This window comes from Fibrella musci (assembly GCF_041321105.1).
GTDB lineage: Bacteria > Bacteroidota > Bacteroidia > Cytophagales > Spirosomataceae > Fibrella > Fibrella musci.
This window is the reverse complement of record NZ_JBGGWD010000009.1, coordinates 78,908-105,097: the sequence shown is the minus strand read 5'-3', so window position 1 is coordinate 105,097 and position 26,190 is coordinate 78,908. Positions and strand designations below refer to the sequence as shown.

General features: G+C 47.0%; 29 protein-coding genes and 2 pseudogenes. 13 read left to right on the top strand and 18 right to left on the bottom strand.

Translation table 11 applies throughout. The annotated features are described in order from the left end of the window. Positions 1–345: 345 nt before the first annotated feature. Positions 346–546, top strand: a pseudogene (locus tag ACAW74_RS26155) (PH domain-containing protein); the annotation flags it as partial. A 165-nt stretch (positions 547–711) separates the two neighbouring features. Here ACAW74_RS26155 and ACAW74_RS26150 read toward each other — a convergent pair. Further along, a complete protein-coding gene (locus ACAW74_RS26150) occupies positions 712–1,095 on the bottom strand; it encodes a winged helix-turn-helix transcriptional regulator (RefSeq protein ID WP_370701221.1) in 384 nt (127 codons plus the stop codon). Between the two features lie 141 nt (positions 1,096–1,236). Here ACAW74_RS26150 and ACAW74_RS26145 point away from each other — a divergent pair, with 141 nt between their 5' ends. From ACAW74_RS26145 to ACAW74_RS26110, 8 genes are all read left to right on the top strand, one after another. Continuing rightward, positions 1,237–2,028 (top strand): SDR family oxidoreductase, encoded by a 792-nt coding sequence (locus ACAW74_RS26145; protein WP_370701220.1) that lies wholly within the window; start codon positions 1,237–1,239, stop codon positions 2,026–2,028. A 20-nt stretch (positions 2,029–2,048) separates the two neighbouring features. Beyond that, positions 2,049–2,366 carry a nuclear transport factor 2 family protein gene (locus tag ACAW74_RS26140; RefSeq protein ID WP_370701219.1) on the top strand — a complete coding sequence of 106 codons (318 nt, stop codon included), beginning with the start codon at positions 2,049–2,051 and terminating at the stop codon, positions 2,364–2,366. A gap of 1,216 nt (positions 2,367–3,582) precedes the next feature. Further along, positions 3,583–4,365: an SDR family oxidoreductase gene (locus tag ACAW74_RS26135; RefSeq protein WP_370701218.1), complete on the top strand. Its 783-nt coding sequence runs from the start codon at positions 3,583–3,585 to the stop codon at positions 4,363–4,365. Between the two features lie 432 nt (positions 4,366–4,797). Further along, the gene (locus tag ACAW74_RS26130; RefSeq protein WP_370701217.1) at positions 4,798–5,142 is read left to right on the top strand and encodes a hypothetical protein; all 345 of its coding nucleotides are present in this window, start codon (positions 4,798–4,800) and stop codon (positions 5,140–5,142) included. A 16-nt stretch (positions 5,143–5,158) separates the two neighbouring features. Further along, positions 5,159–6,073: a helix-turn-helix domain-containing protein gene (locus ACAW74_RS26125; protein WP_370701216.1), complete on the top strand. Its 915-nt coding sequence runs from the start codon at positions 5,159–5,161 to the stop codon at positions 6,071–6,073. A 267-nt stretch (positions 6,074–6,340) separates the two neighbouring features. After that, a complete protein-coding gene (locus ACAW74_RS26120) occupies positions 6,341–6,766 on the top strand; it encodes a YybH family protein (RefSeq protein WP_370701215.1) in 426 nt (141 codons plus the stop codon). A gap of 520 nt (positions 6,767–7,286) precedes the next feature. After that, positions 7,287–7,472, top strand: coding sequence for a hypothetical protein (locus ACAW74_RS26115; RefSeq protein ID WP_370701214.1), 186 nt, complete (start codon positions 7,287–7,289; stop codon positions 7,470–7,472). Between the two features lie 194 nt (positions 7,473–7,666). After that, positions 7,667–9,124, top strand: a complete 1,458-nt coding sequence (locus tag ACAW74_RS26110; protein ID WP_370701213.1) for a serine hydrolase — start codon at positions 7,667–7,669, stop codon at positions 9,122–9,124. Between the two features lie 154 nt (positions 9,125–9,278). Here ACAW74_RS26110 and ACAW74_RS26105 read toward each other — a convergent pair. The 11 genes and pseudogenes from ACAW74_RS26105 to ACAW74_RS26055 form a co-directional block, all read right to left on the bottom strand. Beyond that, positions 9,279–10,379: pseudogene (locus tag ACAW74_RS26105) on the bottom strand (c-type cytochrome); the annotation flags it as partial. A gap of 208 nt (positions 10,380–10,587) precedes the next feature. Then, a complete protein-coding gene (locus ACAW74_RS26100) occupies positions 10,588–10,746 on the bottom strand; it encodes a hypothetical protein (protein ID WP_370701212.1) in 159 nt (52 codons plus the stop codon). Positions 10,747–10,782: 36 nt separating this feature from the next. Beyond that, positions 10,783–11,907, bottom strand: a complete 1,125-nt coding sequence (locus ACAW74_RS26095) for an RNA-guided endonuclease InsQ/TnpB family protein (RefSeq protein WP_370701211.1) — start codon at positions 11,905–11,907, stop codon at positions 10,783–10,785. 6 nt (positions 11,908–11,913) lie between these two features. After that, the gene (locus ACAW74_RS26090; RefSeq protein WP_370701210.1) at positions 11,914–12,147 is read right to left on the bottom strand and encodes a hypothetical protein; all 234 of its coding nucleotides are present in this window, start codon (positions 12,145–12,147) and stop codon (positions 11,914–11,916) included. Between the two features lie 102 nt (positions 12,148–12,249). Then, positions 12,250–12,510, bottom strand: a complete 261-nt coding sequence (locus tag ACAW74_RS26085) for a hypothetical protein (RefSeq protein ID WP_370701209.1) — start codon at positions 12,508–12,510, stop codon at positions 12,250–12,252. A gap of 143 nt (positions 12,511–12,653) precedes the next feature. Then, positions 12,654–12,866, bottom strand: coding sequence for a helix-turn-helix domain-containing protein (locus ACAW74_RS26080; protein ID WP_370701208.1), 213 nt, complete (start codon positions 12,864–12,866; stop codon positions 12,654–12,656). A 217-nt stretch (positions 12,867–13,083) separates the two neighbouring features. Next, the gene (locus ACAW74_RS26075) at positions 13,084–14,301 is read right to left on the bottom strand and encodes a DUF4062 domain-containing protein (RefSeq protein ID WP_370701207.1); all 1,218 of its coding nucleotides are present in this window, start codon (positions 14,299–14,301) and stop codon (positions 13,084–13,086) included. 75 nt (positions 14,302–14,376) lie between these two features. After that, positions 14,377–14,787, bottom strand: coding sequence for a hypothetical protein (locus ACAW74_RS26070; protein ID WP_370701206.1), 411 nt, complete (start codon positions 14,785–14,787; stop codon positions 14,377–14,379). A 224-nt stretch (positions 14,788–15,011) separates the two neighbouring features. Beyond that, a complete protein-coding gene (locus ACAW74_RS26065) occupies positions 15,012–16,394 on the bottom strand; it encodes an RNA-guided endonuclease TnpB family protein (protein ID WP_370701205.1) in 1,383 nt (460 codons plus the stop codon). Next, positions 16,391–16,597 (bottom strand): hypothetical protein, encoded by a 207-nt coding sequence (locus ACAW74_RS26060; protein ID WP_370701204.1) that lies wholly within the window; start codon positions 16,595–16,597, stop codon positions 16,391–16,393. The genes ACAW74_RS26065 and ACAW74_RS26060 overlap by 4 nt, the downstream gene beginning before the upstream one ends. A gap of 513 nt (positions 16,598–17,110) precedes the next feature. Next, positions 17,111–17,317, bottom strand: coding sequence for a helix-turn-helix domain-containing protein (locus ACAW74_RS26055; RefSeq protein WP_370701203.1), 207 nt, complete (start codon positions 17,315–17,317; stop codon positions 17,111–17,113). Between the two features lie 173 nt (positions 17,318–17,490). On the opposite strand from ACAW74_RS26055, the gene ACAW74_RS26050 reads away from it, so the two are divergent. After that, positions 17,491–18,210: a TIR domain-containing protein gene (locus ACAW74_RS26050; RefSeq protein WP_370701202.1), complete on the top strand. Its 720-nt coding sequence runs from the start codon at positions 17,491–17,493 to the stop codon at positions 18,208–18,210. A gap of 34 nt (positions 18,211–18,244) precedes the next feature. Further along, positions 18,245–19,363: a restriction endonuclease gene (locus ACAW74_RS26045; protein ID WP_370701201.1), complete on the top strand. Its 1,119-nt coding sequence runs from the start codon at positions 18,245–18,247 to the stop codon at positions 19,361–19,363. Between the two features lie 63 nt (positions 19,364–19,426). On the opposite strand, the gene ACAW74_RS26040 is transcribed toward ACAW74_RS26045, so the two are convergent. From ACAW74_RS26040 to ACAW74_RS26030, 3 genes are read right to left on the bottom strand one after another with little or no spacing between them, the layout of a single operon-like run. Then, on the bottom strand, positions 19,427–19,981 hold the full coding sequence (locus ACAW74_RS26040; RefSeq protein WP_370701200.1) for a hypothetical protein: 555 nt from the start codon (positions 19,979–19,981) through the stop codon (positions 19,427–19,429). Position 19,982: 1 nt separating this feature from the next. Next, the gene (locus tag ACAW74_RS26035; protein WP_370701199.1) at positions 19,983–20,489 is read right to left on the bottom strand and encodes a hypothetical protein; all 507 of its coding nucleotides are present in this window, start codon (positions 20,487–20,489) and stop codon (positions 19,983–19,985) included. 48 nt (positions 20,490–20,537) lie between these two features. Continuing rightward, positions 20,538–21,551 (bottom strand): hypothetical protein, encoded by a 1,014-nt coding sequence (locus ACAW74_RS26030; RefSeq protein ID WP_370701198.1) that lies wholly within the window; start codon positions 21,549–21,551, stop codon positions 20,538–20,540. 248 nt (positions 21,552–21,799) lie between these two features. On the opposite strand from ACAW74_RS26030, the gene ACAW74_RS26025 reads away from it, so the two are divergent. Both ACAW74_RS26025 and ACAW74_RS26020 read left to right on the top strand, forming a co-directional pair. Continuing rightward, positions 21,800–22,132: a hypothetical protein gene (locus tag ACAW74_RS26025; protein WP_370701197.1), complete on the top strand. Its 333-nt coding sequence runs from the start codon at positions 21,800–21,802 to the stop codon at positions 22,130–22,132. After that, the gene (locus ACAW74_RS26020) at positions 22,129–24,048 is read left to right on the top strand and encodes a tape measure protein (protein ID WP_370701196.1); all 1,920 of its coding nucleotides are present in this window, start codon (positions 22,129–22,131) and stop codon (positions 24,046–24,048) included. Before ACAW74_RS26025 ends, ACAW74_RS26020 begins: the two co-directional genes overlap by 4 nt. A 148-nt stretch (positions 24,049–24,196) precedes the next feature. On the opposite strand, the gene ACAW74_RS26015 is transcribed toward ACAW74_RS26020, so the two are convergent. The 3 genes from ACAW74_RS26015 to ACAW74_RS26005 all read right to left on the bottom strand — a co-directional run bounded on the left by ACAW74_RS26015 (position 24,197) and on the right by ACAW74_RS26005 (position 26,130). Then, the gene (locus ACAW74_RS26015; protein WP_370701195.1) at positions 24,197–24,532 is read right to left on the bottom strand and encodes a hypothetical protein; all 336 of its coding nucleotides are present in this window, start codon (positions 24,530–24,532) and stop codon (positions 24,197–24,199) included. A gap of 2 nt (positions 24,533–24,534) precedes the next feature. Next, positions 24,535–25,095, bottom strand: coding sequence for a hypothetical protein (locus ACAW74_RS26010; protein WP_370701194.1), 561 nt, complete (start codon positions 25,093–25,095; stop codon positions 24,535–24,537). Positions 25,096–25,170: 75 nt separating this feature from the next. Further along, positions 25,171–26,130, bottom strand: a complete 960-nt coding sequence (locus tag ACAW74_RS26005) for a hypothetical protein (protein WP_370701193.1) — start codon at positions 26,128–26,130, stop codon at positions 25,171–25,173. Positions 26,131–26,190: the final 60 nt, after the last annotated feature.

Below are 26,190 nucleotides of genomic sequence, written 5' to 3'. Positions count from 1 at the left end.
CCAACATTTTCTCGTTAAAGGCTCCCATACGAGACGAACAACTAGTCCTATTTCACGCTTAGCTGCGCAATAGTTGCTTTTCCCTATCTTAACTCTTGGGCAGTAAGTAGATCGATGAAAAACCCAAACCATGAAAACGTATAAATCGAAAATAGGACTTGAGCTCGCGATTCCCTTGTCTGGTTTACTGGTTGGGTTGGGTAGCCTGATGGTCTACAAAGGGGTATGGCCAGGAGCAGCTATCATACTGGTGGTTTCCCTACTGATCCTGCACTTGTTTAGCACCACACGCTATAAACTGGACAAAAACACCCTTCACATACGAGCCGACTTTTTTTTCACCAGACGCTACCCATCATGTCCATCAAAAATATTAGCGAAACCCGAAACCCCATTAGCTCCCCGGCTCTTTCTCTAGATCGCCTGGAAATAGTCTATAATCGATTCGATAGCGTGCTCATTTCGCCTGCCGACAAGATAGACTTCATCGCTGAATTACTGCATCGAAAACCCGACATTGAAGTGGGGCTAAAAAACAGCGTCTAAGTGCAGGTCCTGAGGAAAGAGCTTAGGGTAACTTCACCGATAGGCGTTTCTGCCTACTTGAGACGAATGAGCGTTTATGTACTGGTTCACAATTGGGGCGATTTGTGAGATGAAATTTATGCAGTCTATCTACTGAATATGGATTACCCTTGATAAACAGACTAACTAATTAGGGAGTATGTCTAAATCAGAACTTACAGCTTGTTTTAAAATCACATCTCGCAAACGGTCTTCGTGTTCATCGCTCCATTGCCCTAAGGCGGCAATTACGGGGATCAACGTCTTGCCAAATTCGGTGAGGCTGTATTCTACTTTTGGTGGGACAACAGGATAAATTTTTCTCGTAACCAGTTCGTGGTCTTCCAGTTCTTTCAACTGAATAGTCAAAACTCTGCGGGAAGCATCGGGGATTTTGCGTTGTAGTTCGCTGGGCCGTTTATGACCCTCATTGATAAACCACAACAAACGGATTTTCCATTTGCCGTAAAGAACTTCACCGACCAAATCAAGACCACAGTTTAAGTTCGGTAGTATTTTTCGCTCGTACATATTGCAAAACTAAACGTATGTACCAATTTGTACAATAGGGGATAAATTTATCCCTATATGAATCGTAATGCCGTACTTGTCTAAACTTCCTTTACACCCCACTTTTGTCCTATAGTTAATACTTAAAAGCGGGGCAATAAAATGGATCAGTTTAATTTCAACAATGAGTTGTCGGGCAAGATTGCCTTGGTAACAGGAGGGACAAAAGGGGCCGGAAGAGCGATTGCAGAAAGACTTTTGCAAGCGGGTGCAACGGTCATTATTACCGCAAGAAACGCACCTGAAAAAGAAAATAGCCAATTGCATTTCATTCCTTCCGATTTAAGTAAGGCAGAAGGAGCACAACAGGTAATCAGCGAAGTGCTATCAACTTACGGAAGGCTGGACATCCTGGTCAACAACCTCGGTGGATCATCTACGCCTGCTGGCGGTTATGTCGCCCTAACGGATGACGATTGGGAATCGACGCTACAGGCTAACCTGTTGGCTCCAGTCCGGCTGGACAGAGGATTTCTGCCACAGATGATCGATCGAAAAAGTGGTGTCATCATTCACATCGCTTCGATCCAGGGCATATTGCCGCTTCACGATTCTACTTTGCCGTATGCTGCCGCAAAAGCAGGATTGAGAAACTACAGTAAAAGTTTATCGAACGAAGTTACCCCTAAGGGTGTGCGGGTACTGACTGTTTCGCCAGGATGGATCAATACAACAGCGTCAAAAGCGTGGCTGGGCGAGATTGCCAGAAATGCGAACAGTACAGTAGAAGAAGCGCAACAAGGTGTCATGGATGCCTTGGGTGGAATCCCTTATGGCAGGCCTGCCGAATCGGAAGAAGTAGCTGAGTTAGTAGGTTTTCTTGTTTCACCAAGAGCCAGTTATTTAACAGGGGCCGAATTTGTCATCGATGGCGGTACGGTACCAACAATTTAATACCCGTCAACAATAATAATATGAGCTTACCGAAAGTAATCACAGACTTAGTAATAGCACAAAACAACTTTGATAGCGTTGCCTATGCGAATTGTTTTTCCGAAACAGCTGTAGTTTTCGATGAGGGTAAAACGCACACTGGACGAGGAGAAATAGCGGATTGGATTGCCGATGCCAATGAGCGCTATAAGGCTACAATGAAGCCCGTCAGCTTTGAAGAAACAGAAAGCATTTTAAAGGCAGAATCTTCCGGAAATTTTCCCGGAAGCCCTATTGTATTGAGTTATCATCTAGAACTAGTTGATGACTCAATACAATCATTGAAAATCACCGGATAAGTGGGAACGGCTAATTTTAGCCGTTCCTTTTTTGCTCATAGCAAAAACTAAAGTAGATAATTGTGTCTCACAAAAGGCTCTCTCTGAGATACTCAAATTGCGGCCTCTTCGAGCCGACGAGCAAGCCTAAGGAGGTCAACAAGCATGTTCTTGTAAGCTCCCTCAACAGGCGGGGTAGGTTTTTCTTGACATACTGCTCGGATGAGGACGGTGGGTCCTTGAAAATCGGAGCCGATAACGTACCCAGGCTTATCAGAGAGGAAAAACGCCCGGTCTGCCGAGCCGGGCTATGAACCTCTTAGCGGACATAGATCAGCTCACCTACTTTCAATAAGTGCACGAGAGCATGTTTTCAATTTAATCACGTCGTAAAAAGGGTCATCGCTCAGCCTCCTGGACCCAAACAACTCTTTCAAACTGAGACGTTGAATTGTGACCGGACCGCTGGAGCGGACGGCGCTTTGCGACGAGGCCGATGTAAATAAGTAGCTGCGGACTCTCCGCCCCGACTTGCCAAAAAATCTGGTCTGAAGGCCAGACTTGAATGGGGCGTTATATATTCCTGTATGCTCACAACAGCAAAGAATTTCTGACGTACTAAAACTCGGTCGATCAGCAATAGCTTTAAATGCGGTTTCGGTACCTGTCTCTGAATTCTCAGTTTGAGTTTGACATACAGTGACTTTTCTGTTAAAGATGGCTCAAGCCAGAGTAGCTTTAGAAATGTCAACGCCGATGTAGTAACGAACAGCCATATGTGATGAAGGTGGAAGTTTGAAATAGGATATCCTCACTTGGTTACTCCGCCCCTTACTAATGGACCATTACGTCCGAATTTCCAGTTGAGATCTAGGCAAAGAAGACAAAACAGGGCCTGAATCTAAGTATAAAGTGAAACCTCGGCGGCTCTGTAGGGAAGCCTGCTTTGTTAAATTCAGCAGCCTTGTCGGATCTTAAAATTCTACCACACAGCAAACTTAAAGGACGTTCCTGTGTGAACTAGTCTGGTCTGCGACAGCGTCACCCTACCAGTACTAGTGCCGTACTTCCTCCCGGAACTGCCCCGATCGGGAGATTATTAACTGATTAATTAGGCTGATTCAAACAGTGCGCTATTTACCAACCACCCTATTCCCTTTCGACTACAACGTTTTGACTTTTGGCTACATCCGTTTTTTGAGGGTTGCTGAACTTTGCAACAACAAAAGACAAAACAATGGACATAGCAAACAGCACAATTCTGATTACAGGCGGAACCAGCGGCATTGGTTTAGAACTCGTCAAACAACTTAGCGGACAAGGCGCAACCATCATCGTCACAGGGCGTAGCCAAGACGCATTGACCCGAACAAAAGAACAATTTCCCGGTGTTCACAGCTTTCAAAGCGATGTAAGCAAACCGGAAGATATTGAACAGCTTTATAAAGACGTTACGCAACAGTTTCCCGCCTTGAATATGATAATCAATAATGCGGGCCTGATGCGGCTGATCGACTTACGGGATGCGAGCAAGGATCTGAACGATATAATTCGAGAGATCAACACGAATCTTTCTGGAACGATCCAAATGGTGCATCAATTTTTGCCACACCTATTGAAGCAACCATCAGCGGCCATCGTCAATGTTTCATCGGCTATTGCCTTCATGGCGTATTCCTCAGCCCCTGTCTACAGTGCATCAAAAGCAGGGGTTCACGCCTATACAAAAGCCCTTCGCTTACAACTTGAAGGCACCAGCGTCAAGGTATTTGAAGTGATCCCTCCTGGGGTTAACACCAATCTTCAGACTGACTGGGTGTTACAGCCCAATCCCAGCCAGATGATGGACGCCGACAAAATGGTACGTGAGACGGTGAAAGGATTAGCGAATGACACGTTAGAAATTAAACCGGGCCCTGTAAAGATGATAAAATTAGCGAGCCGAATTGCTCCCGATTTCATTGAGCGAAATCTGGGACACCGCGAGTTTGAAAAATTTAAACAATTATCGACTAAATGAAAAAATAATCTTTGTAGCAACGCTGCTATTGGTATAAGTTGGTGCTTTTACTCAACACCCACCTGCCGACAACCTCATTGGTGCTTGGATAAGCTACGGTTCGGATGTAGGGGTTAAGGTTGATATATCTCAGAAGGAAGAAAGAAGCTGGTGTAGGCTTCGATCCTGGTTGAAACGGATGGAAAACCGACTAACAAAGATGCCACTAATCCAGACCCAAAGCTACGTAGTTGATCCAGGCAGAATGTAGGTATGAAGATGGGGAATACATGGGCGGGAAATTATATAAACCGGATGGTGGAAGACCCTGTAGTCTGAAAGCAGCATTACAAAACAGTAATCAATTAGAAATTTGCGGTTACGCAGGTATTTTTCTCTTGGGCAAGCCATGAGAGTCAAACGGGCTCAGTAAACAGCCAAACAAGTCAACCGATGAAAATAATAAGCATAGTACTCATTTTAATTTCAGCATTCCTGAGCATAAAACACGGTTGGGATGCCTTCCAGCCAGCCAATGCTGAACAAACCAAAATGATGGCCGACTTAGGCATCAGCAAAACGGCCATGCCGTTTTTTGGTGTATTCTCCATCGTTATCGGACTGATGTTGCTTTTTCCGCAAACCTTCTTCATCAGTAATGTACTGAATGCCATAACCATTGTCCTGATTATGGCCTTGTCGCTGCGAGCTGGCAATACAACGATGGCATTGATTGAAATTCCATTTCTCGCCATGCCGCTGGTTTTGATTTGGTTGACGTACCCATTTAAATCCTAAGAACCTGCTTTACACCATGGCAACCCCGAAACCATATCGAATCGAATCGATTACGCAAATCCATCGGATGATGGGGCTTCCCAAACCACAACATCCCCTGATCGGCCTAATCGACCTAAAGGACCTTAGCCTTAAAGCGGACCCGGCTATCCATGCCGTTGTTTTTGATCTGTATGTAGTATCGCTCAAACGAGGTTGCGACAAACTGCTGTATGGCCAGCAGAAATACGACTTCGATGAGGGCTTGATGGCCTTCATGGCACCCGGTCAGATTCTACGGGGTGAGGAAAATGGCGTGCCACATCAGCTTGACGGTTGGATGCTGTTTATTCACCCCGACTTTCTGTGGAATACGCCACTTGCCAGAAAAATAAAACAGTACGAGTACTTCGACTACTCTGCCCACGAGGCTCTGTTCCTAGCCGACAAAGAAGAAACACTCATCAACGGCATTATCGATACGATCAAACAGGAGTACAATTCCAATGTCGATAAATTCAGCCAGGACGTAATCGTTGCTCATCTGGAAGTGCTGTTCACCTACGCACAACGATTTTACGAGCGTCAATTCATCACCCGCAAGATAATCAATAGCAAGCTATTAGAACGGTTAGACGATATGCTGACGGATTACTTCAACAGGGAGGACTTGACTTCCGAAGGGTTGCCTACAGTTCATCAGATTGCCGAAAAACTGAATGTCTCCACAAAATATTTGAGCAGTTTACTCAAGCAGCTTACCGGACAAACAACCCAGCAGCTCATCCACGAAAAACTGATTGCCAAAGCCAAAGAACGCCTGTCAACCACGGAATTGTCTGTCAGTGAGATTGCCTATGAATTAGGCTTCGAGCATTCGCAGTCTTTCAATAAGCTATTCAAAGCCAAGACCAATCAGAGTCCGTTGGCGTTCAGGGCTTCGTTTAACTGACCGCCCACTACCCAATTGGACGTATTCCACTAAAATTGCTTGACACAAACTGTGTACGATCCGTCTCTTAATACCATTCTTATTGAGACAAAGGAATCTTCAGTCGTAGAACTAGGCGCTTATTAAAAGGGCTTGAATATAAACAGCAATTGATTGATTCTCTTTGGGGTGTTTACACCAGCCGGGTGTACGCTTATAGTACTAGTAGAAAGCGCAAACCATTAGATCACGACCAAGTTGTTAGCAGGTAATCAAACCGCTAAGGCAATGTCGAACCAAGAACAAATCGAACAACTTATTCGAGGGCAAGAACAGGCCGTTCAACAGAAGAATATCGATGGTGCGATGGCTCACTATTCAATAGATGTTGTCTCGTTCGATGTGGTCAATACGTTACAAAAAGTAGGCATAGAGTCTTGCCGAAAACGATTAGAAAGCTGGCTGGATCAATTCCCAACGTCTTTTTCCTATGCGATTGAAACGCTTTCCGTTGTTGCCAACGACGAGCTTGGCTTTGGGTATTCCTTTAACCATGTAAACGGATTATTGGCGAATGGGGATGAGATTGATATGCGTTGGCGGTCAACGGTTTGTTTACGTAAAGAGCGTGCTCAGTGGCTGATTACTCATGAACACAGTTCGGTACCGTTTGATGGCCAGAGCGGTCAGGCGTTAATCAAGCTAGAAGCCTAAAGGCGTTGGGCTGGTAGTCCATAAAAGGCAATTCATTATGAACAACATCCCTTCTCCCGTTGCTTCCCTAGAACTGGCCCAAATCGGTTAGGTAGTCCCCGACATTCAGGCCGCTGTAAACTTTCCGACCAAGGCGTTAGGCATAAAGGGCTTTCCTGCACCTAGAGCATATCCGCGCCCATGATCTGAGCATGAGCTACTACGGTCAGCTCGTAGCGGGTGAGTGGCTAACGACCCAGACCTATAATGGAGGAAGCTTCATTGAGCTAATTCAGCCGCTGTCAGGTTAGAGCATGTTTCATGCCTGAAGAATAGCGTTCACTTCGCGGTGCGCCAAGCCGTCTTCGGGCCCATACCGCTGGACGGTGGCCGCAAAGTGTTGCGCCCGGACAAGCGAGCAGCAACCAACTACCAGAGCTAAAACCAGAAAATTATTTGTTTCAGCGGGTGCTCTTTTTAAGCCTGATTTTAGGAATGGGATGCTAATATAAGTGGTATCTCCTGCTGATCCGTATACCAAATGGGTATTGATCGACTGCTTGCTGGGCCCAAGAGATTCACCCCAGAAGCACAGGTAAAAGCACATGCGGTCAAGATCATGTATGGCAATAAGCTGAACATGATTGCTGAAATGGGTCAACTGTTACACATTATCCGGGCGACGATTTACAGCTATTTGGCTTGGCAAGAAGCGACTGGTAATTGACTAGGCCAATCCGGCTGATACTCCATATAATAGGCCTTCTATCATCAGAGATAAGTTGAAATGACGGCTCCCTGTCGTAATATTGTAGCTATCTGTTATCGCTTAGTACTATGCATTGCCTACTGGCGGTAGGCTGGTAAACTGAACAAACTAGTATCGTTGCGCCAGGGTACAATCCTTTAGCCCATTGTTGCATGAATAAATTACTCGACAGTATACGCCCAGTGGTCTTCCTGCTCCTTACGCCGGTGCTTCTCCTTTCATCCGCCGCGCCTGTAACCGCTCAGCTGGACAGCCTGGCCCACCAGCGGATGGCACAATTCATTCAGAAGGCAATTAATGAGGGAGACGCCAGCGCAATCTATGAGTTAACCGCCGCCAGCTTCCGCCAGAAGATGACACCAGCGCAATTCGCGGCCGGTATGAACAAGTTCAAAGTCAATACGGGCCAATGGATAGCCACAACATTCAGAACACAAAACGAGAGAGGGATCGACTACACCGCCGATTTTGAAGCAGGCCAACAACTGTTTTCCTTACGCCTTGATGCTCAGGGAAAAATTGAGCGAATCAACTTCGCCCTGATGGCTAAGGCTATTGACCCTAAACGAGAACTAGTGCCGAGTGATAATACGCTAAGAACCGAACGAGACACAGTGGTTGAACGACTGGTGCGCCCCTATATCCAGAAGGGCAATACGGCCGGGTTAGTGCTGGCGGTGATTGACCAAGGACGGCTTTATAAGTACAGCTACGGTCAGGTCGACAAGCGCCGCAATGAGCTGCCAACGTCAGCCACGCTCTTCGAGATCGGCTCTGTCTCCAAAACGTTCACCGCATTGTTACTAGCCCAACAGGTAGTGGCGGGTAACATGGCCCTTGATGACCCCATCAATCAGTATTTGCCTGACAGCGTTCCGTTTATAGGCGTCAAGAACAGTCCGGTCCGGCTGGTTCATCTGGCTAATCATACCTCGGGCTTCCCCCGGTTGCCGGCCAATATCTTCATGGGTAAAGTCGACCCGAAGAATCCCTATCAGCACTACACAATAGGCTCCCTTTATCGTTTTCTGATGAGCTATCGGGCCAGCTCCCAACCCGGCCAGACTTTTTCCTATTCGAACTACGCAGCGGGGTTGTTGGGTAGCCTTCTCGAACAGCGCCTGAAGGCGACGTATGAACAGCTGATTGTAACGCGGATCAGCCAGCCATTAGGTATGGCGCACACATTCGTTACTATACCGACCAAGTTGATGCAGACCTTTGCTCAAGGTTACAACGAACAAGGGGTCGCAACAAGCCCCTGGGACCTGGCATCGCTGCAAGGATCAGGGGCCATCCGCTCAACGCTGGATGACATGATTTTGTACGCCAAGGCGCAGCTGGGTACCAAGAACGGTATGGAGCGAGCAATCAATCTCAGCCACCTGCCCACTTTCAATGGTCCAGGTCAGGTCATGGGTCTAGGTTGGCGAATTGATCAGGCCAATCAACGTACCTGCTATCACCATTCCGGGGGCACGGGAGGGTTTCGCTCGTTTGTGGGGTTTGACAAGACCAGGCAGTTCGCCGTTGTCATTCTTTCTAATGCAGCCGATGACGTAACTGACATTGGTAAAGCCTTGCTTGGCCTATCAACTAGTAGACCTTAGTACAAATAAGACACTAGCCTAGTAAAAAGACCGTTCACCTCAAGATGTCACAGAGACATTGTAACGAGTTTATTCAACAGACGGGCACTGCTGTTCATCGTCTCGTTAAAGGCTCCACTTGCCAGACAACAAAACGACCATCGCATGGGATGTCCTACTTCTTCTGCTGAGATAGAAACGTAATCAATGAGGCAAACTCTTCGTAGGATAACGAATTCGCCAAGCCAGTCGGCATCATCGAGTTCTCCATCTCTTTACGAGAAGCCACCTCAGAAGTCTTGAGTGTGTAGACTTTTCCCGTAATATCACGCATGACGATTCGGTTAGCCGATTCTTCAGTGACAAAGCCCGTGTAGCTCTTATTGCTTTTTGTCGTGATGAACACCGTGGCGAAGCCCTGCGAGATGGATGCGTCCGGCTTGAGAATGGATTCGGCGATCTGCTCGCGGGTCATGATTGAACCAATCTGTCCCATGAACGGGCCTTTCATCGGGTCGTTCTTGTTGAGACTGTGGCAGGCAACACACCCCTGTTGGGCAAACAAGGTTTTGCCCAGACCCGCGTCTCCTTTGATGTTACCCATGGCCAGCATGACGTCCTCGATCGAAGACTCGCCAATCTGCCCTTTCTTATTTCGTATTTTTTCCAGGTCAACCTTGGGTTCTTCTTTGGCGATGGCGGTTTCTTCGACGCCAAACTCCGGGATTTCCAGCCGAAGACGGCTGTTCAGCTCAGTAAAAAACGGCTTTTGATCACTCTTTTTCCACGCCTCAATGAGCCAATTTTTGATCTGTGGTGACGAGGCCCACTCAATGGCGCGGTAGTAGGGACCGTGAGTATCGGGACGCGTGCTCCACCACCACGAACCATCGTAGTCGGCTTCTTTTTTGTAAAGCCGGGCTACAACTGTTAAGAGCTTCGTTTTCCAGGAAGCATCGGTTGTTTTGGCATAGGCCATCAGCAACCCGTTTACCGCTTTCGGATCATGCATGTACTGCAATGCCCACAGCGCCAGCGTCGATTGATTCGTGTTGAGGGCATTGACGCAGGCGTCGACAGCCTGCAAGTTGACCAGCGCCCGAACCGCTAGGTGCGCCGGAATAATGGCCGAATTGGGGGTGGCATGCGGACCTTCAGTGCCTGACGCGGGAGCCACGAACGAATCGGGCACACGTACCTGTAGTAAGGCTTGCGCTGCTTCGGGCTTGCCCAAGCGACCAAGGCCAATAATGGCCGCGGTCTGTACGCGGGGTGAGTATAGGGGGTAGTTCAAAAAAGAAAAAAGGCCAAATTTTGGACATTGATTATCAGTGAGTTGTGGAAAACCCAACGAGAAAGAATTTGATCGGCCTTGCATTGAGGTTGGATTTTTAGGGCCGAAAACGCCCCAATCAGCCCATTAGGTTGGATTGACCTTGCAGAAAACAGGGCTTTTAAAGCAAAATTTGGCCGAAAACCGGCCGTCAGGGTGTGGACAAGATCAGGCGGTTGCCTGGCGTGTCAAGCTGAAGATCGTCGCCCTGGCGTGAAACGCTGTATGTAGTACGCTGGTGCTGGCCGTAGGCGTCGACATCGATCGTCAGCGAGTCGCCTTTCATTGACCAGGTAAGGGGTATTGACATCTGTTATGAGTTCACGATTCACCGCAACCTGCCTCGCTAACAATAAGTTAGCGTCGGTCTTCCAGTCGCTCCACGCGCTGACACGGTGTGTCCCACCGCCAAAATGTTTTTTGCCGCATTTATATCGCGGTCGTGTTTACTGCTGCACTTGGGGCATTCCCACGCCCGCACGTTCAGGGGCATTTTAGCCTCAACGTGTCCGCAAGTCGAGCAGGTCTTGCTAGATGGATAAAAGCGGTCGATCACCACTAGCTCTTTACCGTACCAAGAACACTTGTAGGTGAGCATGTGCCGGAATGCGCCGAATGAGGCATCCGAAATATGCTTGGCTAGCTTGCGATTCTTAACCATGTTTCGCACGTGTAGGTCTTCGATGGCAATCCTGTCAAACCGCCGTACCAGCGTGGTAGTGACCTTATCTAAATGGTCTTTGCGGGTATTGGTAATCTTTTCCTGAATGCGGACTACTTTCAAGCGTTGGCGGTTACGCCGATTCGAGCCTTTGGTTCTTCGGCTTAAAATGCGTTGCGCCTTGGCGAGTTGTTTCTGATAGTTCTTGGTGTGGCGTGGATTGGCGATGGTTTCGCCGGTGGACAGGGTAGCTAAGTGACTGATGCCTAAGTCAATGCCTACGGATTGTCCTGTTTTGGCTAGATAGGTGGGGGTGGGTTCATCCAAAACTATAGTCACAAAATAGCGTCCTGTTCTGGTCTTGCTAATGGTGACGGTCGTAGGTTGCGAGGCAAAGGGACGTGACCAACGGACTTTAAGAGCGCCAATTTGAGCCAGTGAGAGTACACCCTTTTCGTATTTGAACGCTAGGGCTGTGAACTCTGCGCTTTGCTTACTGTATTTGTTTTTAAAACGAGGAAAGCCGCTACGCTTTGCAAACAAGTTTCTATATGCACTGTCCAAATGCCTGAGCGCCTGTTGAGTAGGAACAGAACGCACTTCATTTAACCAACTATACTCAGGCATCTTCTTGAGAATAGTTAGTGCAGCGCTGGACTGGGCAAAGTTGACTTTTTCGCCTCGCTCGTAAGCGTCCATGCGGTAACGAAGTCCCCAGTTGTACACATACCGCACGCACCCAAACACCTTAGCTAAGTGTTCTTGCTGGCTAGGTGTGGGATAGACGCGGTATGTGTAACGGACCTTCATGGATACTTAAGCCGTAGGGTGTTGGCGGTTGGCGTCAGGTTGGCCCTTCATTAATAGAGCGTTCAACAGGTAGTAGATCAATATGCCCGCCTCGGTGCGTAGCACATCGTCTTTGTCTTCGTGCAGGGCAAACCACGATACTTGCAACAAGCTATCTACCAACTGATTATAAATCATTTGGGGACTGTGACCGTTGGTGGCGATCTCAATGATGAGTTTATCTTTCTCAAAGCGTACCATCGTGCATAGGTGTTTACAGGGTTAGAGAAACGCACGGTGGGGGCAAGTGCCCCCTTACCGTGCGGACCCGTTCAGCAAATCATCTCAGTAGCAAGGGGATAGCTACGCTTGAAGCGGCAAGTCATGAGCCGCTAATGCTTCGAGCACCAGCGGGTCAATGCGGTCTAAAACCCGCGAAAGGGCGGCTTGTAGCTGAATCTCGCCCATTGTGGCGGAATAGCCGTAATACTGCCGGAAGTGAGGATTAGCCAGCGTCAGAGCGATGTTCTGTAGGGTGTCCACCTGCTGTTGCAGACTGGGAGCCGGTTGCTCAGTGGGGGTTGCTTGTAAAGCAATAGCGGGGTACTTTTGCACCGTGTTCATTTGGACTGTATGGTTTAAGTGAATCGCTTGCCCCTTCGCTGCTCTCTGCCAAGATTAGAAGCGTTGGGGCTTTTTGTTGCCGTTTGACTCTGTAAAGATAAGCAAAAGTAAATATATATCCTTACTTTTTTGTTAAAAAAATATCATCGCCTCCCGATAGTGATATTTAGCGGCTCTCCTAGAGCAACCGACAATTTATACAGAGTAGACACTGTAAGGTTTTGCTTGCCAGTCTCATACCCATTTATGGTGGCCTTTGTAACCTGCAACCGTTCGCCAAGTTCCTCTTGGGTTAACCCCTTCGCCTTACGGGCTTCGCGTATCAATGCGCCCACCTTTATTTTAATATCCTCCATTCCTTCGACTGTTCCGCCAGCAAAGATAGGAAATCGGTTGCCGGGGGCAGCGACTGCCTGCTACCGCTCGCTCACAACTCGCTTGCGATTAGTCAAGTCTACCTCTAATAGTGATCACCCTCTCAACCCCGTAGAGCTACGATGAACCGCTTCCCTCTAGTAGTAAACGCAATTATCTGCAAATACAGATTTTATATATTTTATTAAATCTAATTGTTTACTCTTCTTCTTCCTCTTCTTCATTATTAGTAAATGATGTCTCAACTGTTTTGTCAAACGTCAGCGAGTTGATAGTAGTCGACATGTTATTGGCATCTTTCTTCGCATCTTTCTCTTTAAGATATTCTTCGAGTAGTTTATCTTTATAGTATAGAGGACCGACAGAAATTTCATTAGTAACAATATTTTCGCTCAAAGCTGAGACAACCTCTTGTTTTACAGCCAGCGCTAGGTTACTAAATGAACTCCAGTCTAACGCAAGCCTTCTTATAGCAGTCAGGTTGTATCTAGTTTGATAGAAAGTGCCGTCTGATTTCAACAGATAGACATGATTAGATCTATGATTGTCATTAGTAATTATGCTGACAATATCTAAAGCCTCTAGGAGAGTGTCCCAAGTCAATTCCTGTACAATTATTTGATTAACGTTTTTATGCTTTGTGGAGATTAAGAACTCAATTAGTCTTCTATATCTTAATACCCCTCTACCTACATCTTTTGCCTGTCCTGTAGATATACTGCTCAGAATCAATGATTTGATGTCCTTAAGCTCTTCGGAAAAAGCTTCTAGTCTACGCGATTCTGATTTGATACGCCTTTGTTCAAAAAGAAGTTTTTGAAGCAATGCAGACCATTGTCTTCTGAGGAAATCCTCAATATCTGAGAGCTTATTAAATTCAATTACACTGTTGTTTTTAGAGCGAAGTCTAATGAAATTTATAAATTCAAAAATAAATACCGCTGAATCTTTTTTCTCTATTGATGGAAATTCTAAACTATCTAAAAAGCCTTTGTCTTTATTTTTTTCGTAAAATAAGTGATCATGCATAACTCTAGAATCAACAAATGTAAATATAGGTATATCGGATTCTATTGCCTTAAGAATTTCAAGTTGAGTTATAGAAATCTTATCAGTCCTATCTAGGAGTTTACTATTCTTAGATAGGCTTTTTAGACCCTCAATATCAAGTGAGTTCACGGCATTTGGAACAGCTGTACCCCCATACCTTGAACCTATAATTAGAATTACTACGTCAGCACTACTAATTTCTTGTACGCAGCTTTCATGAGTATGAGTCCTTGGATCAAACAGAACGTCGTTGTAATCACTCATGATTGGCTCGTGTCCCAAGGATTGCAAATAAGCCCTTAGTTGAGTTCTCAAAATGTTCAAATCGTAACAGGTCGATGAAACAAAAGCTTTTAACAGTGCCATATTAAGGTTCTAAAAGTATCGAATTATTATTGAAGACCGTTTTTTAGTATAAGACTGGCACCTCATATTTCTATCTTAACACAATCGCCCATCTGTTTGAATATACGGTGTGGATAAGATCAGGCGGTTGCCGGGTGTGTCGAGCCGTAGATCGCCATCTTGGCGCGAAACGGCATAGGCTGTGCGCTGGTGCTGACCAAATGCGTCGACATCGATAGTTAGTGAGTCGCCTTGCATTGACCAGGTAATGGGTAGTTTGCCCGTCATAGGCCCGGATTTGGCCTCTATCGTGCCATTTCCGCCCTTCTCAAAGCTAAATACACGGCCACCAGCGCCGATTGCTACCGCCATAGCCCTGAAACGTGGGTCTATGGCGTTTGTGTCTACAGACGCTTGGAATTGGCGTTCTGATAAGTCCTTCTCAGTTACGGGGCCGTTGGTACATGCGACCAGGGCAACGGGCAGCAAAGCAGCAAAGAATTTCATTGATCGAGCGTATTGGTAAACCCTGATAATGTATCCCTAATTCTTTCTAAAACGAATAGGGATACAAATGGGGATACAATTAGGTATACAGCCCATCTTAGAAATGTGCAAAATACATTTAGATATACTGTGGCATCCCGCGAGCCGGGTTCCTACTTCATCGACCCGCTACTGCTAAGGTCTCCATAGGCGTAAATTCGGGCATACCCTGCCCTAAAGATTGACTATGTATTTGCCTTGTGCTTCATGAAAGCGAAGCGGACAATATTCTGAGCGGCGAGCAAATCCCTGTCGTGCGTAACGTGGCAAACTGGGCAGGTCCAAGCCCGTTGTTTAAGTGAAAGTTCGGCGTATTTGTGACCGCATGGGCATTGCTTGCTAGTTGGTGCGAAACGGGCGGCTAGTAACAGGTTTTTACCATGCCACGCTGCTTTGTAGGTCAACTGGCGGCGGAACGTTCCAAACGAAGCGTCTTTCAAGTGGCGAGACAAAGAGCGTAGTTTGCCCATGCCCTCCACGTTCAAATCCTCGATACAAATCGTATCGAAACGGCGCATAAGGCTAGTGGTGGTCTTGTGCAGAAAGTCGGCCCGTTGGTTCGCCACTTTCTCATGTACCCGCGCTACTCGCACCCGCGCTTTGTCCCGGTTCTTGCTACCCTTCTGCTTTTTGCTCATGCGGCGTTGCACCCGGCGAAGGCGTTTGAGCGACTTATTCAGGTAGCGGGGGTTGGCGATCCGCTCGCCGTTAGAGAGTACGGCAAAGTCTTTGATACCCAAATCCACACCGATAGCTTGGTTCTCGCAAGGGGCGGGTTTGGGCGGTAAGGCTTGGTCTGTATCTACTTGACAGCAGGCGAAATAGTTGTCTGTAGGTGTTTTAACGATAGTGACCGACTTGATACTGCCAACCACAGGACGATGTATGATAATTTTTACGTATCCAATTTTTGGTATAAAAAGAGTGGCCTCGGCTTCGTTAATAAGCGAGCCGGTATCTAAAGTCGATGTGTAGCGAAACGTATTGGCGTTTCCTTTCTTCTTGAATGTGGGCTTGTTGGATATACCCTTATGATAACGTTCATATGCATTGTCAAGATTGAGCAAGGCATAGGTTAAAGAGCCTGAAAAGGCCGTTTTTAGCCAATGGTTCTCGCACTTAAGTGTAGTTAGTGCATGAGATAACTGCGACGTTGTGAGACACACGCGCTTTTCGGTTATTGCTCGCTCCTTTGTCTCAAGCGCCCAGTTGTAGACAAATCGAACTGCGCCAAAATGTTGGGCTAGTCGTTGTTTCTGTTGCGCAGTTGGTTCAAGCCGAAGGCGATAGGTTATCCAAGCGACATCATTCCTGTTTTTAGTCTTGAGGCCACACTTTACAGGTTGTAGCTCATCGGTGAAGGATAGATTACTGTTCACTAAACACTGGTATTCAGGTTTTAGCGAGTCGTATTTAATGAGTCGCCTACGCTTGTCGGCAGGGTCTTCGATAAGTTGCCAATGAGCCGCGCCGCGCTGATTTCCTTGTTTGATTGTCACCTTTGGTACGCCACAGACATCAGACATTTCTTGGAAAGTGACGTACCAACTGCCAGCTATATGTCTCATTGTATTTGCTTGGTCAGGGCTTGGCCTAATACGTAACTTAAAAACCCTGTGGCTTCCAGTGTAGCGGGGTGGTCTGTACCATGTTCGGCCACGAACCAGTTCAGCACAAACAGGCTTCGTAACAAGGCTAGGTACGTTTCCATTGCCTCCCCGTCGGCTACCTCAATCTCAATACGTAGGGTATTCTTCTCAAGCTGCACCATCTCTCAAGGTTAGTTTAGTGGATAAGCACACAGCGGGGGCGTGTAGCCCCCATGCCGTGCGGATTGCTCGTTCGTGATCATCTCAGTTGTAAGAGGGGTAGCTACGCTTGAGGTAGCAAATCATGTGCAGCTAGTGCTTCCACTACTAAAGGGTCTAATTCGGCTAATAGCTTGGTTAGGGCAGTCTGTAACTGATGAATACCGGCTTGGGCGGTATAGCCGTAATAATGCCGAAACGTTGGGTTTTGCAGTGTAAGGACTACATTCTGCAACGTTTCAACCTGCTGTTGCAGGGATTGAGCCGGGGCCGCTTGCGGAACTGGGCTTGCCAGAGTGGCAAGCAAAGGGTAAGTTTGCGCCGTGTTCATTTGGCTTCATGGTTAGATGTGACACTTGCCCCTTCGCTATGTTTTCCAGACAGCCAGCGTTGGGGCTTTTTGTTGACTTTCAACTCTGTAAAAGTAAAAACTTGATAACAAAATATCAAGTTAGAGGTCAAAATTTTTTAGCGCATCATTTTGTAGCTAAAACAAGTGTCGAGCCTATTGCCTCAAGGATTTTCTGTAACGAATCGAGTGTAAGGTTAGCCTTACCGGCTTCTATCCTACTGATACGGTGTTCGTCGGTCTTTAGCTTTTCGGCTACCTCCTTTTGGGTTAAGCCCTTTGCTTTACGCGCCTCGCGTATCAATGCGCCCACCTGCTGTTTAATATCCTCCATTCGTCCGGCTGTTCCATCGGCAAAGATAGCCCTCGACCTGAGCGGGGCAAGTGAGGCCCATTGCCGTTGACTAATTGATAATATCGACTTGGTCTCTGCGAGATATATAGACACTTGGAGTAGTAGCAATTGGCCAGTATTATATATTCACACCTCTAACTTTTACTATAGCAATGAAGCATTTTACAGGAACATTAGAAGAGCTAAAGACAGGAGTGGAATCCTGTGATCTCGTTGGCGTATGGCAAGAGGACCAAGCAGCAGGAAAGCATTGCTTTCGTGGTCAAACGGGTGAAATCCTTAACTGGTGGCCTAGTCGGGGGACACTACAATTTCAGGGAAAGAATTCTGACCATTTCCAGAGCCTTTTAAAGGAAAATTTGTCAGGACAAACACACGCACCCAAGACTACTCAGATAGTAGAGCAAGAGAAAATATTCATAGTACACGGTCATGATCGGGAAGCTCGTGAACAGTTGGAGCTTATCCTGATGAAGCTAGGCTTAGATCCGTTCGTTCTACAAAACGTTGATAGCGGTAGTCGAACTATAGTTGAAGCCCTAGAACAAAACATTTACAAGGGAGCCGCCCTAGGAATCATTTTGATGACACCTGATGACTATGGTTATACGAAAAAACAAACTGAAGCAGATAGACAACCAAGGGCACGTCAAAATGTCATTTTAGAAATGGGCATGGTCATGGCGTCAATAGGTCGTGATCGAATGATAATCCTTAAGAAAGGCGCGTTAGAACTGCCAACCGATACAGCAGGTATACAATACCACGAGTTCAATGACCATGTAAGGGAGATTGTACCTAAACTTGTTCAGCGTCTCCAACAACTTGGTTTTGAGATAGACCCGGCTAAAATTGCTCATGCGTCTTCATAACATATAGACGACTATAAGACACAGGTATACAGAAATGAATTTTAAGCTTGAGACTGAACCAGAAAGAAATTTTATAGGCCGTGAAGAAGAGCTAAAATGGCTTGATGAGCACCTCGTTAGAAGCAGGTCTTCTCCAACATTCATCAACGGTATAGGAGGAATAGGAAAGACCGCATTGATAAAGCGATGGCTTGTAACTAGGAGGCGAGATCCCCGCAATACGTTGTGGTTTGATGCTTCTAGGAACGTTGAGGGAAATGCATTAGAAAATGTTTTAATTCAACTACACGAACGACGTGAAGACTATTTACGTGGGCCTAGGTTAGCCATCGTTGTTGATGGTACTGATCATTGGAATCTAAGGCAGCATGAAGAGGCCACTGCTAAAATACTCAATTACAAGGCTGTATCATTTCTAGTTTTTATTCGAAGAGCGCCTTTACACGAGTACCCTTCACGGCTTCAACAGTTGTGGGTGAATCCACTATCAAACTCTGAATCCAGGGAATTATTAGAACACTACCTACCTAGCGGCTACCCAGAGAGCATTTTAGATGAAACGATACGAGTGGTTGGTGGGCAGCCATCCGCTTTATCAGCTCTTGCCGAGACTATCAACGTCCACGCCGATACAACCACTAGCAGTCCACTGTATGATCTATCGAAACATGTTTTAATTCCTGAAAAGGAGATAGTTGATGCTACCAGGCCAATAATTGTTACAGTAAATCAAGACTTGATTTCTTTGCTGAAGAAGCAACCATCTGACATACACCGGCTTACTCCTAGAGAATTTGAGGTTGTACTAGCGGATTTACTTGACGATATGGGTTGGGAGGTGAAGTTGACGAAACAGACGAGAGATGGTGGAGCTGACATACTCGCTTACTTAAATACGAATATTGGAAGGCTTCTGTGTTTAGTAGAAGCAAAGCACTATCGCGAAGATAGAAAAGTGGGGGTAGATCTAGTGCGGACTCTATACGGAACCCTGTGTGATGCTCAGGCCAATAGCGCAATGCTAGTAACAAGCTCGTCATTTACGTCTGACGCAAAAGTGTTCCAGAGGAAGCACGAATACCAACTAAAGCTACATGACTACGCTAATGTCGTGGAATGGATCCTGAATTTTGGTAAAAACAAGTTTTCGTAGGATTCGAATCGACCTGTACTTACCTCTCAACATAGTAGAGCTACGATGAACCGTTCTGACCTGCTAGTTTTTTAGTTTAGTTGATTCTCTACCTGAATTAGGGCTTATAAGCTCAGGCTGGTTGGCTTTTGACCGTGGAGCGACCTTTACATTATACAACGAATCTAGCTCTACGAGCTTTGCGCGTAAGACACTAAGCTCACTTTGACTTTGGCGATTGTCCCACCATTGAACCAACGAAAATACAAAGGCCAGTATAGCTACGACTCCCGATACCCAAGCTACTATGAGTGACCTTTTTGCGGACTGAGCGGCGTCTATCGTAGCATACGCACTACCTAAAGTAGCCCGACGCGCTTCCGCTTCCTGCTGTTCATTGTTAGCCTTCCATTTATCGAAACCGCCAGCCTCAAGCGCTTGATAGCCTTTTTCTGTAAGCCTTCTATTATCGGATTGTAGCAATCCATAAGCGGCCATTTTCCTTAAACTACTTGGGTACATCAGGCTGGCCTCTTCGCTAAGTAGCCCCAAATCACGGTTGGCTGCGAAGTCAGCAAGCATTTTATCGATCAACTCACTTTCTGACATTATACACGCTGATTTTAAGTAACTACTCATCTTATTCTATATGGTTAGTCAAGGAATCTGTTCGAGTTAGCGCTTTAACTTGCTCCACTTTCCTAGTTAATGACTGTTGACCTTGTGTTTTAAGTTGCTGTCTTATATCGTTGATTTCTTTCTCAACGGATTGGGAATCTAGATATTGAAGCACACTAATCGCAATCGGTATGATGGCGATTACGCCCGTTAGTAGGGCAATACGCGCCGACACTTTAGCAGATTTTGCGGCGTCATTGGTAGCCTTGGCGCTTTCTAGTGCGGCTTGATGAGCTTCGTCCTCTCTCTGTTTTATTGACGTCCGCCACTTGTCGAAACCACCTGCTTCCAGCACCTCGTACCCTCTCTGAGTCACTGTTTGGGACTGGTATCCGCCACGGATCAGTCCGTAAGCAACAGCTTTGTCTAATACAGCTCCTAAATTCTCGGGGTCCTCTTCTGAGAAAGACCAATTTTCGTAGTTGAGTGTATCGGTCAATAGCTGGTCAATAAGCTCAGAAGGTACCATGTCGTTTATTATAGATAGGGTTTACCAACTCCACATTAATCTGTGAAGCTAAGATTTAGGGACTATAGCTGTTACTAGTCCTTTCAGCTTGTCCATGAGGTCACCGGCAATCTTAGCACCATCGGCGACCTCTTTGCTAGACTCCTTTTCATCCTTGGGTTGAGCTACCCCTGGCAGGCCCCGCTCTGTCTTTATTAGGTCACTGACCATCTTCTGCATGTAGTCGTTGGTGCCAATCTCTTTGTCATCCATTGCAATCGACATAGCAAATATCTTCAGGTCGAGGTTTGTCTTCTCGTTATTCCAGTACTTAATGTCCTCCTGTTGACGCCGGTACTGAGCAAAGAAAAAGAAAGCTAACGCCTCAATCAGCAACGAGAAAGCGGCCCTTGGTAGTAGCTCCATAAGTTGTACGTGGTGATTTAGGAGACTATAAGCAAGCACAGCGATTGCCAACATAGATGTGTAGATGCCAATACTCAAGTTGCTCTTAGCTTGGGCAATCAAACGCCCAATCTCGCTACGGATTCGATTGCTTGTTGACTCGTAAAACTCGGTGACAGAACTAATTTCCGTACCCCTCAAGGACTTCTCGTTGTTTCCCTTTATTGTTTCTACCAGGCTATTGAGTGCCTCTATCTTGTCGGCAATTAACTCATTAGCGTTTTCAACGTCACCCGCTTCAAGGTACTTCTTAAGATCCTTGTCAACCTCAAGCTTCAAAACGTCTAAAACATCCTTCAGGTACTTCTCTTTGCGAAGTAGTAGCTGCCGTTCATCGGAGATTTTGACTGGTTCATTGTAGGGAACTCCGTTTTCATATGATTCATTCTGAGGACCGATCTTGGACACTGTTAATTCAAGAGAGCGGAACCCTTTAGGTAAAATGAAGTAAGGGAAGGTGCCAATCATGAACAATACAACTATGATTAGCCAAGCCCTTTGTCTATCCCAAGAAACCAAGAACGTATTGATGGTATCATATTTGGTAATCATACTTACGGTCCAAACTACCACGCTAGCCGCAACAAAAAGCGCTATAAGATTGACTTTCAGCTTCATATTATTATAAGTAAGAGGTGAGATAGATTGGCTACTAAAATAAGCGTGCAGGAAGAGTTTGTAACCTGCTTAGCAATTTACAAACTCTTCCTGCAACCATTATAACCTATAACGCTAAACACTTATGGGCGCTCCGTAATACCTATTAGGTAAGCGTTGTTCCTGATTCGGTAGCGCCTCCGTAGGTGCTAATCAAGCTATTTGCCCGAAGGGCAAACTAAGGACTATTTGCGGCCAAAATCCGCACCATGATCTATCAAAAGTCCGCTTCTGGCAGTGAACTACTACCTGATGACGCTACAGGCGATTGGCCTGCTGGCACATGGGCCAAACTGACCATCCCGCACCATAGCGGCCCCTTCACGCTGTATCTGCGCGAGTTTACCGAGACCGACGAAGCCGACCTCAAGCACCTTAACCCCAAAGACCGCAAGGAGCTAAACAAATACCTCGTGCGGCGACTGTTCATCGGCGGGGACAAACAGGCCATTGAGCGGCCCGAACTGCTGACCAAGGCGGCGCGGGGCTTTGCCCTGCTATACAAAGAAATGGTACGTGTGCAAAACGGGGAGCGGCCATGATGGACTACAATTTTCGGTTTCACCTAATCGACTTGGTAGGGCCAAAGCTGCTGGCTCTGCAAGGTCAGATGGACCGCACCAGGGGCCGCTTTGCTGGTCTGCAATCGTTGGCCGACCGACTCAACAACCGCTTTAGCTCCGCTTTTCGAGCGGCGGGCGGGGCCGTTGCCCGGCTGACCACCCAATTCGATAGGCTCCGTAATACCGGGGGGCGCTCGGTCGATAGTCTCAACATCAAACTGGACGCGCTGACCAAACGGCGCAACCTCTCGGTCAACCTCTCTGAGATTCGGGGGCTAAACCGGCAGATCGAAGACGCCGAAGCGCGAATGAACCGGCTGTCTACCATCGGGCGACGCGACGCGGGCGGCGGCGGTATGTTGAGTAAGTTGATGGGTGCGGCGGGCGGACTACTGCCGGGGATGGGTGTAGCCGGAGCGGTAGCCGGTGGGGTCAAGCTAGCCGGTATGGGTATGAACCGCGAACAGGTAAAGGTCGCTTTCGAGCAGTTCGTCGGAAAACAGGGCGTCGACCCACTCATGGGTCAACTGAACAAGTTCGCCGACGTCACGCCCTACAGCAACGAAGACGTGTACGGCTCAGCCCGGACGCTGCTTTCTGCGAAAGTCAACCCGGCTCAGCTTAATTCGGTGATGACTCAGATCGGTAACATGGCCGCTGTAAGCCAGAAGGATTTTGGTGAGTTATCGGCGGCTTATGGCAAGATCATGCAAAAAGGATTCATTGATGGCGGTGAACTACACCAGGAATTTGGTGGCACTGCCCTGATGGATCAATTGAAAAAGACGCTGAAGGTTGACGGCGAAGGGCTGTTTAAGATGGCCGAGAAACGCCAAATCCGATCCGCTGACGTGGCCACTGCTTTCGAGAATCTATCCGAAAAAGGTGAGCTGTATTCGGGTGGTCTCGACAAGCTCAGCCAAACTGCCGGGGGTAAGTGGAGTACGTTTCTGGGTACGTTAGAAAACAAGGTGACCGAGTGGGCTGAAAAGCTCAATCCGATACTGAGCAAAATCTTTGACTTTGGTACGGGGCTACTAGGTCAGATTGACCCGTTCTTAGCTAAGCTCGCGCCATTAAAGGAGGTGTTTGTTAACCTGTGGCAAGCCGGGGAGCCAATACGGAGCCTGTTTGCCGAGGTGGGACACGTGCTGTACTCAGTGGCCGAACGTATGGGCCTAGTAGGCGAGAACGGTACGGGGCTAACCGGCGTGGTTAACGGCATTGTCATGGTCAGTCGGTTACTCTCGCCTGTACTATGGAGCGTCTACAAGGTAGTCGAGCTAGTCGGTCGGGCGTTTTTGTGGGTGGCTACACCCATGATTGACGGCTTTGTGTGGGCAGCGAAAAAGGTAATGGAAACCGTTACGTGGCTCAACGACCATTTAGACACAATCAAGGCAACTCTGTATGGTTTGTTGGGGGGCTTCAAGAATATGTTCTCCGACATCGTGGGCATACTCACCGACATTTCGACGCTGAACTTTATCGGTTTGGGTGCGCGGCTGGCGTCTTCGTTCAAAGAGGGCTTTCAGGGGGGCATGGCTGATGCGGAGGCCATGCAGCGCAAGGCTGACCGGCTAGTTAAGTTGAGTAACCGCCGCACCGAGCGCAACGCTCGCATGGGGGTAAGTAATCCAACTGGACTTGGTGAGGCTGTCGGTGCAACTGTTGGAGGCGGTAAGGCTGACAAGCAATCGGTTGGCGACAAAGCGGGTCTATCGGCAACGCTAGGCGGCTCCAAATCAACGACCGTCAACATTCATCTAGAGGCACTGGTAAAGGGCTTAACCATGAACGTAGCGGACGCTAAGGTCGGTGTTGAGGAATTGAAGGATATGGTTATCGATGAACTTACCCGTATCCTAGCCGGTGCCCAGGCAGCAGCGCAATGAAGGCTTTTCTTTAGTGTTCAGTCTTTATTTGTTATATCGTCAGTGTTTTTAGGGTAAAAAATCGTAAAAACACTGACGATACGATAATGTCAGGTGCACTATTAGGACGTCCTTGTATTCTTGACGGCGGTTATTAACCTTAATCGATTTACTCAAGATCATTAGTGATTTGTTGATCGCCGAACGTTGAGTTCTGTCCAACTTGCGAGTTGGTGACATTGCCGTATATAACAATGTGCTGATGAGGTCTATTGCGTTCTTCGCAAAGTCGTTGCCACTCTTCAACACTTCCAACACGAAGGCATTCGCGACCCGCAACGGTCAGGTTGTAACTATGGGTTGATCTACCCTCACGTAGCAACCCCAAGTCGAGGCCAATATGTAGTGCGTCTACCTGATAGCGGGGGGTATCTTTTGATAGAGGGAAAAAGCCGAGCGTTTGCGTTTCGGTCAAAACCTCGATAACTGCTTCATTCTCTGTCATCTTTATTTATTATTAAAAAGACCTGTGTTATGCTCAATATAGAGTAGCGCCACCCCGCCAAGAATAGCGATAATGATGGGAATGAGGTACGTCTTCAAAAAAGTGGCCCAAGGACGTAGAGGCTTCTCGTTCGATTCTAAGGGGACCGGCGGTATCAACGAACCAAAGCTAGAATGCTGACCAATTTGAGAGTTAGTTACCGAGCCGCCGATGGTGATGTTGTGATTAGCTACCGGCGGCTGCTTTTTCTTGTACTTCTCATCTATCTTACCTAGCTCAGCTAGGTACTCGGTACCTTCCAGCGAGATACAGTAAGTGATGTCATACCCCCGCATACCCAAGGAGGTAATTACAGGATCGGCGGTCTCCTTGACCCACCCTTGGCTAACCAATTCGTCCATTAAGGACTTGAATACATCTAAACCACCTGGACTGCTTTCAAAAAAAAACTGCGTTAAGGAAACTGCATGATGATTCTTGTAAAGCTCATGAAGCAGAAAGATTAGCATCTCTTTCCGGTTCTCAAATCTACCTTTCACATTAGTCTGAGCGGGGCCGTCCATTGTCTCTATCGTTGTTTATAAGGTTAGAGGTTGGTTATGTAGTCAAACGTATTTTGATGAGGCCACTAAAACGGCTTATGCGTAAGGCTGCAATTGTCTGACTGTCTGAGAAATGAGCTTTACGTCGATCTCTTGCAACTCCCTAAAAAAATCCATTTGCCCGTTGGGTGAGTAGCCCCTAGGTTTTATGTCGATTTGATTGAAGCCTGCCGTCTCAAACATTTTCTTGACGAAATCAGCCAGATCGCGCGCCTTCGTCAGGTTGTAATCCGTGTAAGGACTAAGCTGTTGACTAAGAAAATCGAACAACGAGACCCGTATGCTCTCCAAGCTGTCAAGTATGGCCAATTTTTCTACCTTGGTCATTTTGCTGCTCGGCTTGTAATTCTTGACCTTGATAAACCGCTCAGTCAAGTCCTTATTATTCAACAAGTCCATTATGCTGTTTCGCCACTTGTCGAAGGCGTCACGGCGGTCATCTTCTTCTTTGTCGGCAAAGTAGAGGGTCTTATTCGTATTGTAGAAATCGATTTGGTTATCGATGTAGGTGCATAGTTTCACCATTTCCATTAGGCCTAACAGAGTTGATTGGCTTAACAGCTGATTGTTTTCGTAGCGGGCCTCAAGCGATAGTAGCCAGTGGACAAATTCCTTTTTGAACTTGCTGTTTGAGTCGATGGCGATAAGCTTGGCAAACTCAAAGCGAATCAGGTACTTCTCTTTTGGCCTGCCGCTCTTTGGTTCACCCGCTGGGGCTTTCTTGCTGGCATGAGCAAACCCGTTCCGGTTCAATAAGTCACCCAATGACTGAGGCTCGGATTCTGGCCCTTTAGCTTGAGCATCAGTCGCCAGAATATAGTCGAACAAATAGACAGGCTTAGTAAACGTCCTTTTTCCTTGGAAAAGGTACTCCCTGTCGAACCACGCCTTGAGGTTATTCGCATAGTTGTTGGGACTTAATTCTAGCTTGCTGTAGAGGTCATCAGACCATACGTAGCGCTCGCCGTTGTAGATGGTGACTGGTATAGGAGACATAGCTTCAGTGAGTTACCCTCAAAGGTAGCTATATTTTCCTAGTGACAGTAGGAAAACCAT

Coding starts and splice junctions, on each gene's coding strand:
- ACAW74_RS26150 (WP_370701221.1), bottom strand. CDS start 1,095: ATGTACGAGCGAAAAATACTACCGAACTTAAACTGTGGTCTTGATTTG.
- ACAW74_RS26145 (WP_370701220.1), top strand. CDS start 1,237: ATGGATCAGTTTAATTTCAACAATGAGTTGTCGGGCAAGATTGCCTTG.
- ACAW74_RS26140 (WP_370701219.1), top strand. CDS start 2,049: ATGAGCTTACCGAAAGTAATCACAGACTTAGTAATAGCACAAAACAAC.
- ACAW74_RS26135 (WP_370701218.1), top strand. CDS start 3,583: ATGGACATAGCAAACAGCACAATTCTGATTACAGGCGGAACCAGCGGC.
- ACAW74_RS26130 (WP_370701217.1), top strand. CDS start 4,798: ATGAAAATAATAAGCATAGTACTCATTTTAATTTCAGCATTCCTGAGC.
- ACAW74_RS26125 (WP_370701216.1), top strand. CDS start 5,159: ATGGCAACCCCGAAACCATATCGAATCGAATCGATTACGCAAATCCAT.
- ACAW74_RS26120 (WP_370701215.1), top strand. CDS start 6,341: ATGTCGAACCAAGAACAAATCGAACAACTTATTCGAGGGCAAGAACAG.
- ACAW74_RS26115 (WP_370701214.1), top strand. CDS start 7,287: ATGGGTATTGATCGACTGCTTGCTGGGCCCAAGAGATTCACCCCAGAA.
- ACAW74_RS26110 (WP_370701213.1), top strand. CDS start 7,667: ATGAATAAATTACTCGACAGTATACGCCCAGTGGTCTTCCTGCTCCTT.
- ACAW74_RS26100 (WP_370701212.1), bottom strand. CDS start 10,746: ATGTCAATACCCCTTACCTGGTCAATGAAAGGCGACTCGCTGACGATC.
- ACAW74_RS26095 (WP_370701211.1), bottom strand. CDS start 11,907: ATGAAGGTCCGTTACACATACCGCGTCTATCCCACACCTAGCCAGCAA.
- ACAW74_RS26090 (WP_370701210.1), bottom strand. CDS start 12,147: ATGGTACGCTTTGAGAAAGATAAACTCATCATTGAGATCGCCACCAAC.
- ACAW74_RS26085 (WP_370701209.1), bottom strand. CDS start 12,510: ATGAACACGGTGCAAAAGTACCCCGCTATTGCTTTACAAGCAACCCCC.
- ACAW74_RS26080 (WP_370701208.1), bottom strand. CDS start 12,866: ATGGAGGATATTAAAATAAAGGTGGGCGCATTGATACGCGAAGCCCGT.
- ACAW74_RS26075 (WP_370701207.1), bottom strand. CDS start 14,301: ATGGCACTGTTAAAAGCTTTTGTTTCATCGACCTGTTACGATTTGAAC.
- ACAW74_RS26070 (WP_370701206.1), bottom strand. CDS start 14,787: ATGAAATTCTTTGCTGCTTTGCTGCCCGTTGCCCTGGTCGCATGTACC.
- ACAW74_RS26065 (WP_370701205.1), bottom strand. CDS start 16,394: ATGAGACATATAGCTGGCAGTTGGTACGTCACTTTCCAAGAAATGTCT.
- ACAW74_RS26060 (WP_370701204.1), bottom strand. CDS start 16,597: ATGGTGCAGCTTGAGAAGAATACCCTACGTATTGAGATTGAGGTAGCC.
- ACAW74_RS26055 (WP_370701203.1), bottom strand. CDS start 17,317: ATGGAGGATATTAAACAGCAGGTGGGCGCATTGATACGCGAGGCGCGT.
- ACAW74_RS26050 (WP_370701202.1), top strand. CDS start 17,491: ATGAAGCATTTTACAGGAACATTAGAAGAGCTAAAGACAGGAGTGGAA.
- ACAW74_RS26045 (WP_370701201.1), top strand. CDS start 18,245: ATGAATTTTAAGCTTGAGACTGAACCAGAAAGAAATTTTATAGGCCGT.
- ACAW74_RS26040 (WP_370701200.1), bottom strand. CDS start 19,981: ATGAGTAGTTACTTAAAATCAGCGTGTATAATGTCAGAAAGTGAGTTG.
- ACAW74_RS26035 (WP_370701199.1), bottom strand. CDS start 20,489: ATGGTACCTTCTGAGCTTATTGACCAGCTATTGACCGATACACTCAAC.
- ACAW74_RS26030 (WP_370701198.1), bottom strand. CDS start 21,551: ATGAAGCTGAAAGTCAATCTTATAGCGCTTTTTGTTGCGGCTAGCGTG.
- ACAW74_RS26025 (WP_370701197.1), top strand. CDS start 21,800: ATGATCTATCAAAAGTCCGCTTCTGGCAGTGAACTACTACCTGATGAC.
- ACAW74_RS26020 (WP_370701196.1), top strand. CDS start 22,129: ATGATGGACTACAATTTTCGGTTTCACCTAATCGACTTGGTAGGGCCA.
- ACAW74_RS26015 (WP_370701195.1), bottom strand. CDS start 24,532: ATGACAGAGAATGAAGCAGTTATCGAGGTTTTGACCGAAACGCAAACG.
- ACAW74_RS26010 (WP_370701194.1), bottom strand. CDS start 25,095: ATGGACGGCCCCGCTCAGACTAATGTGAAAGGTAGATTTGAGAACCGG.
- ACAW74_RS26005 (WP_370701193.1), bottom strand. CDS start 26,130: ATGTCTCCTATACCAGTCACCATCTACAACGGCGAGCGCTACGTATGG.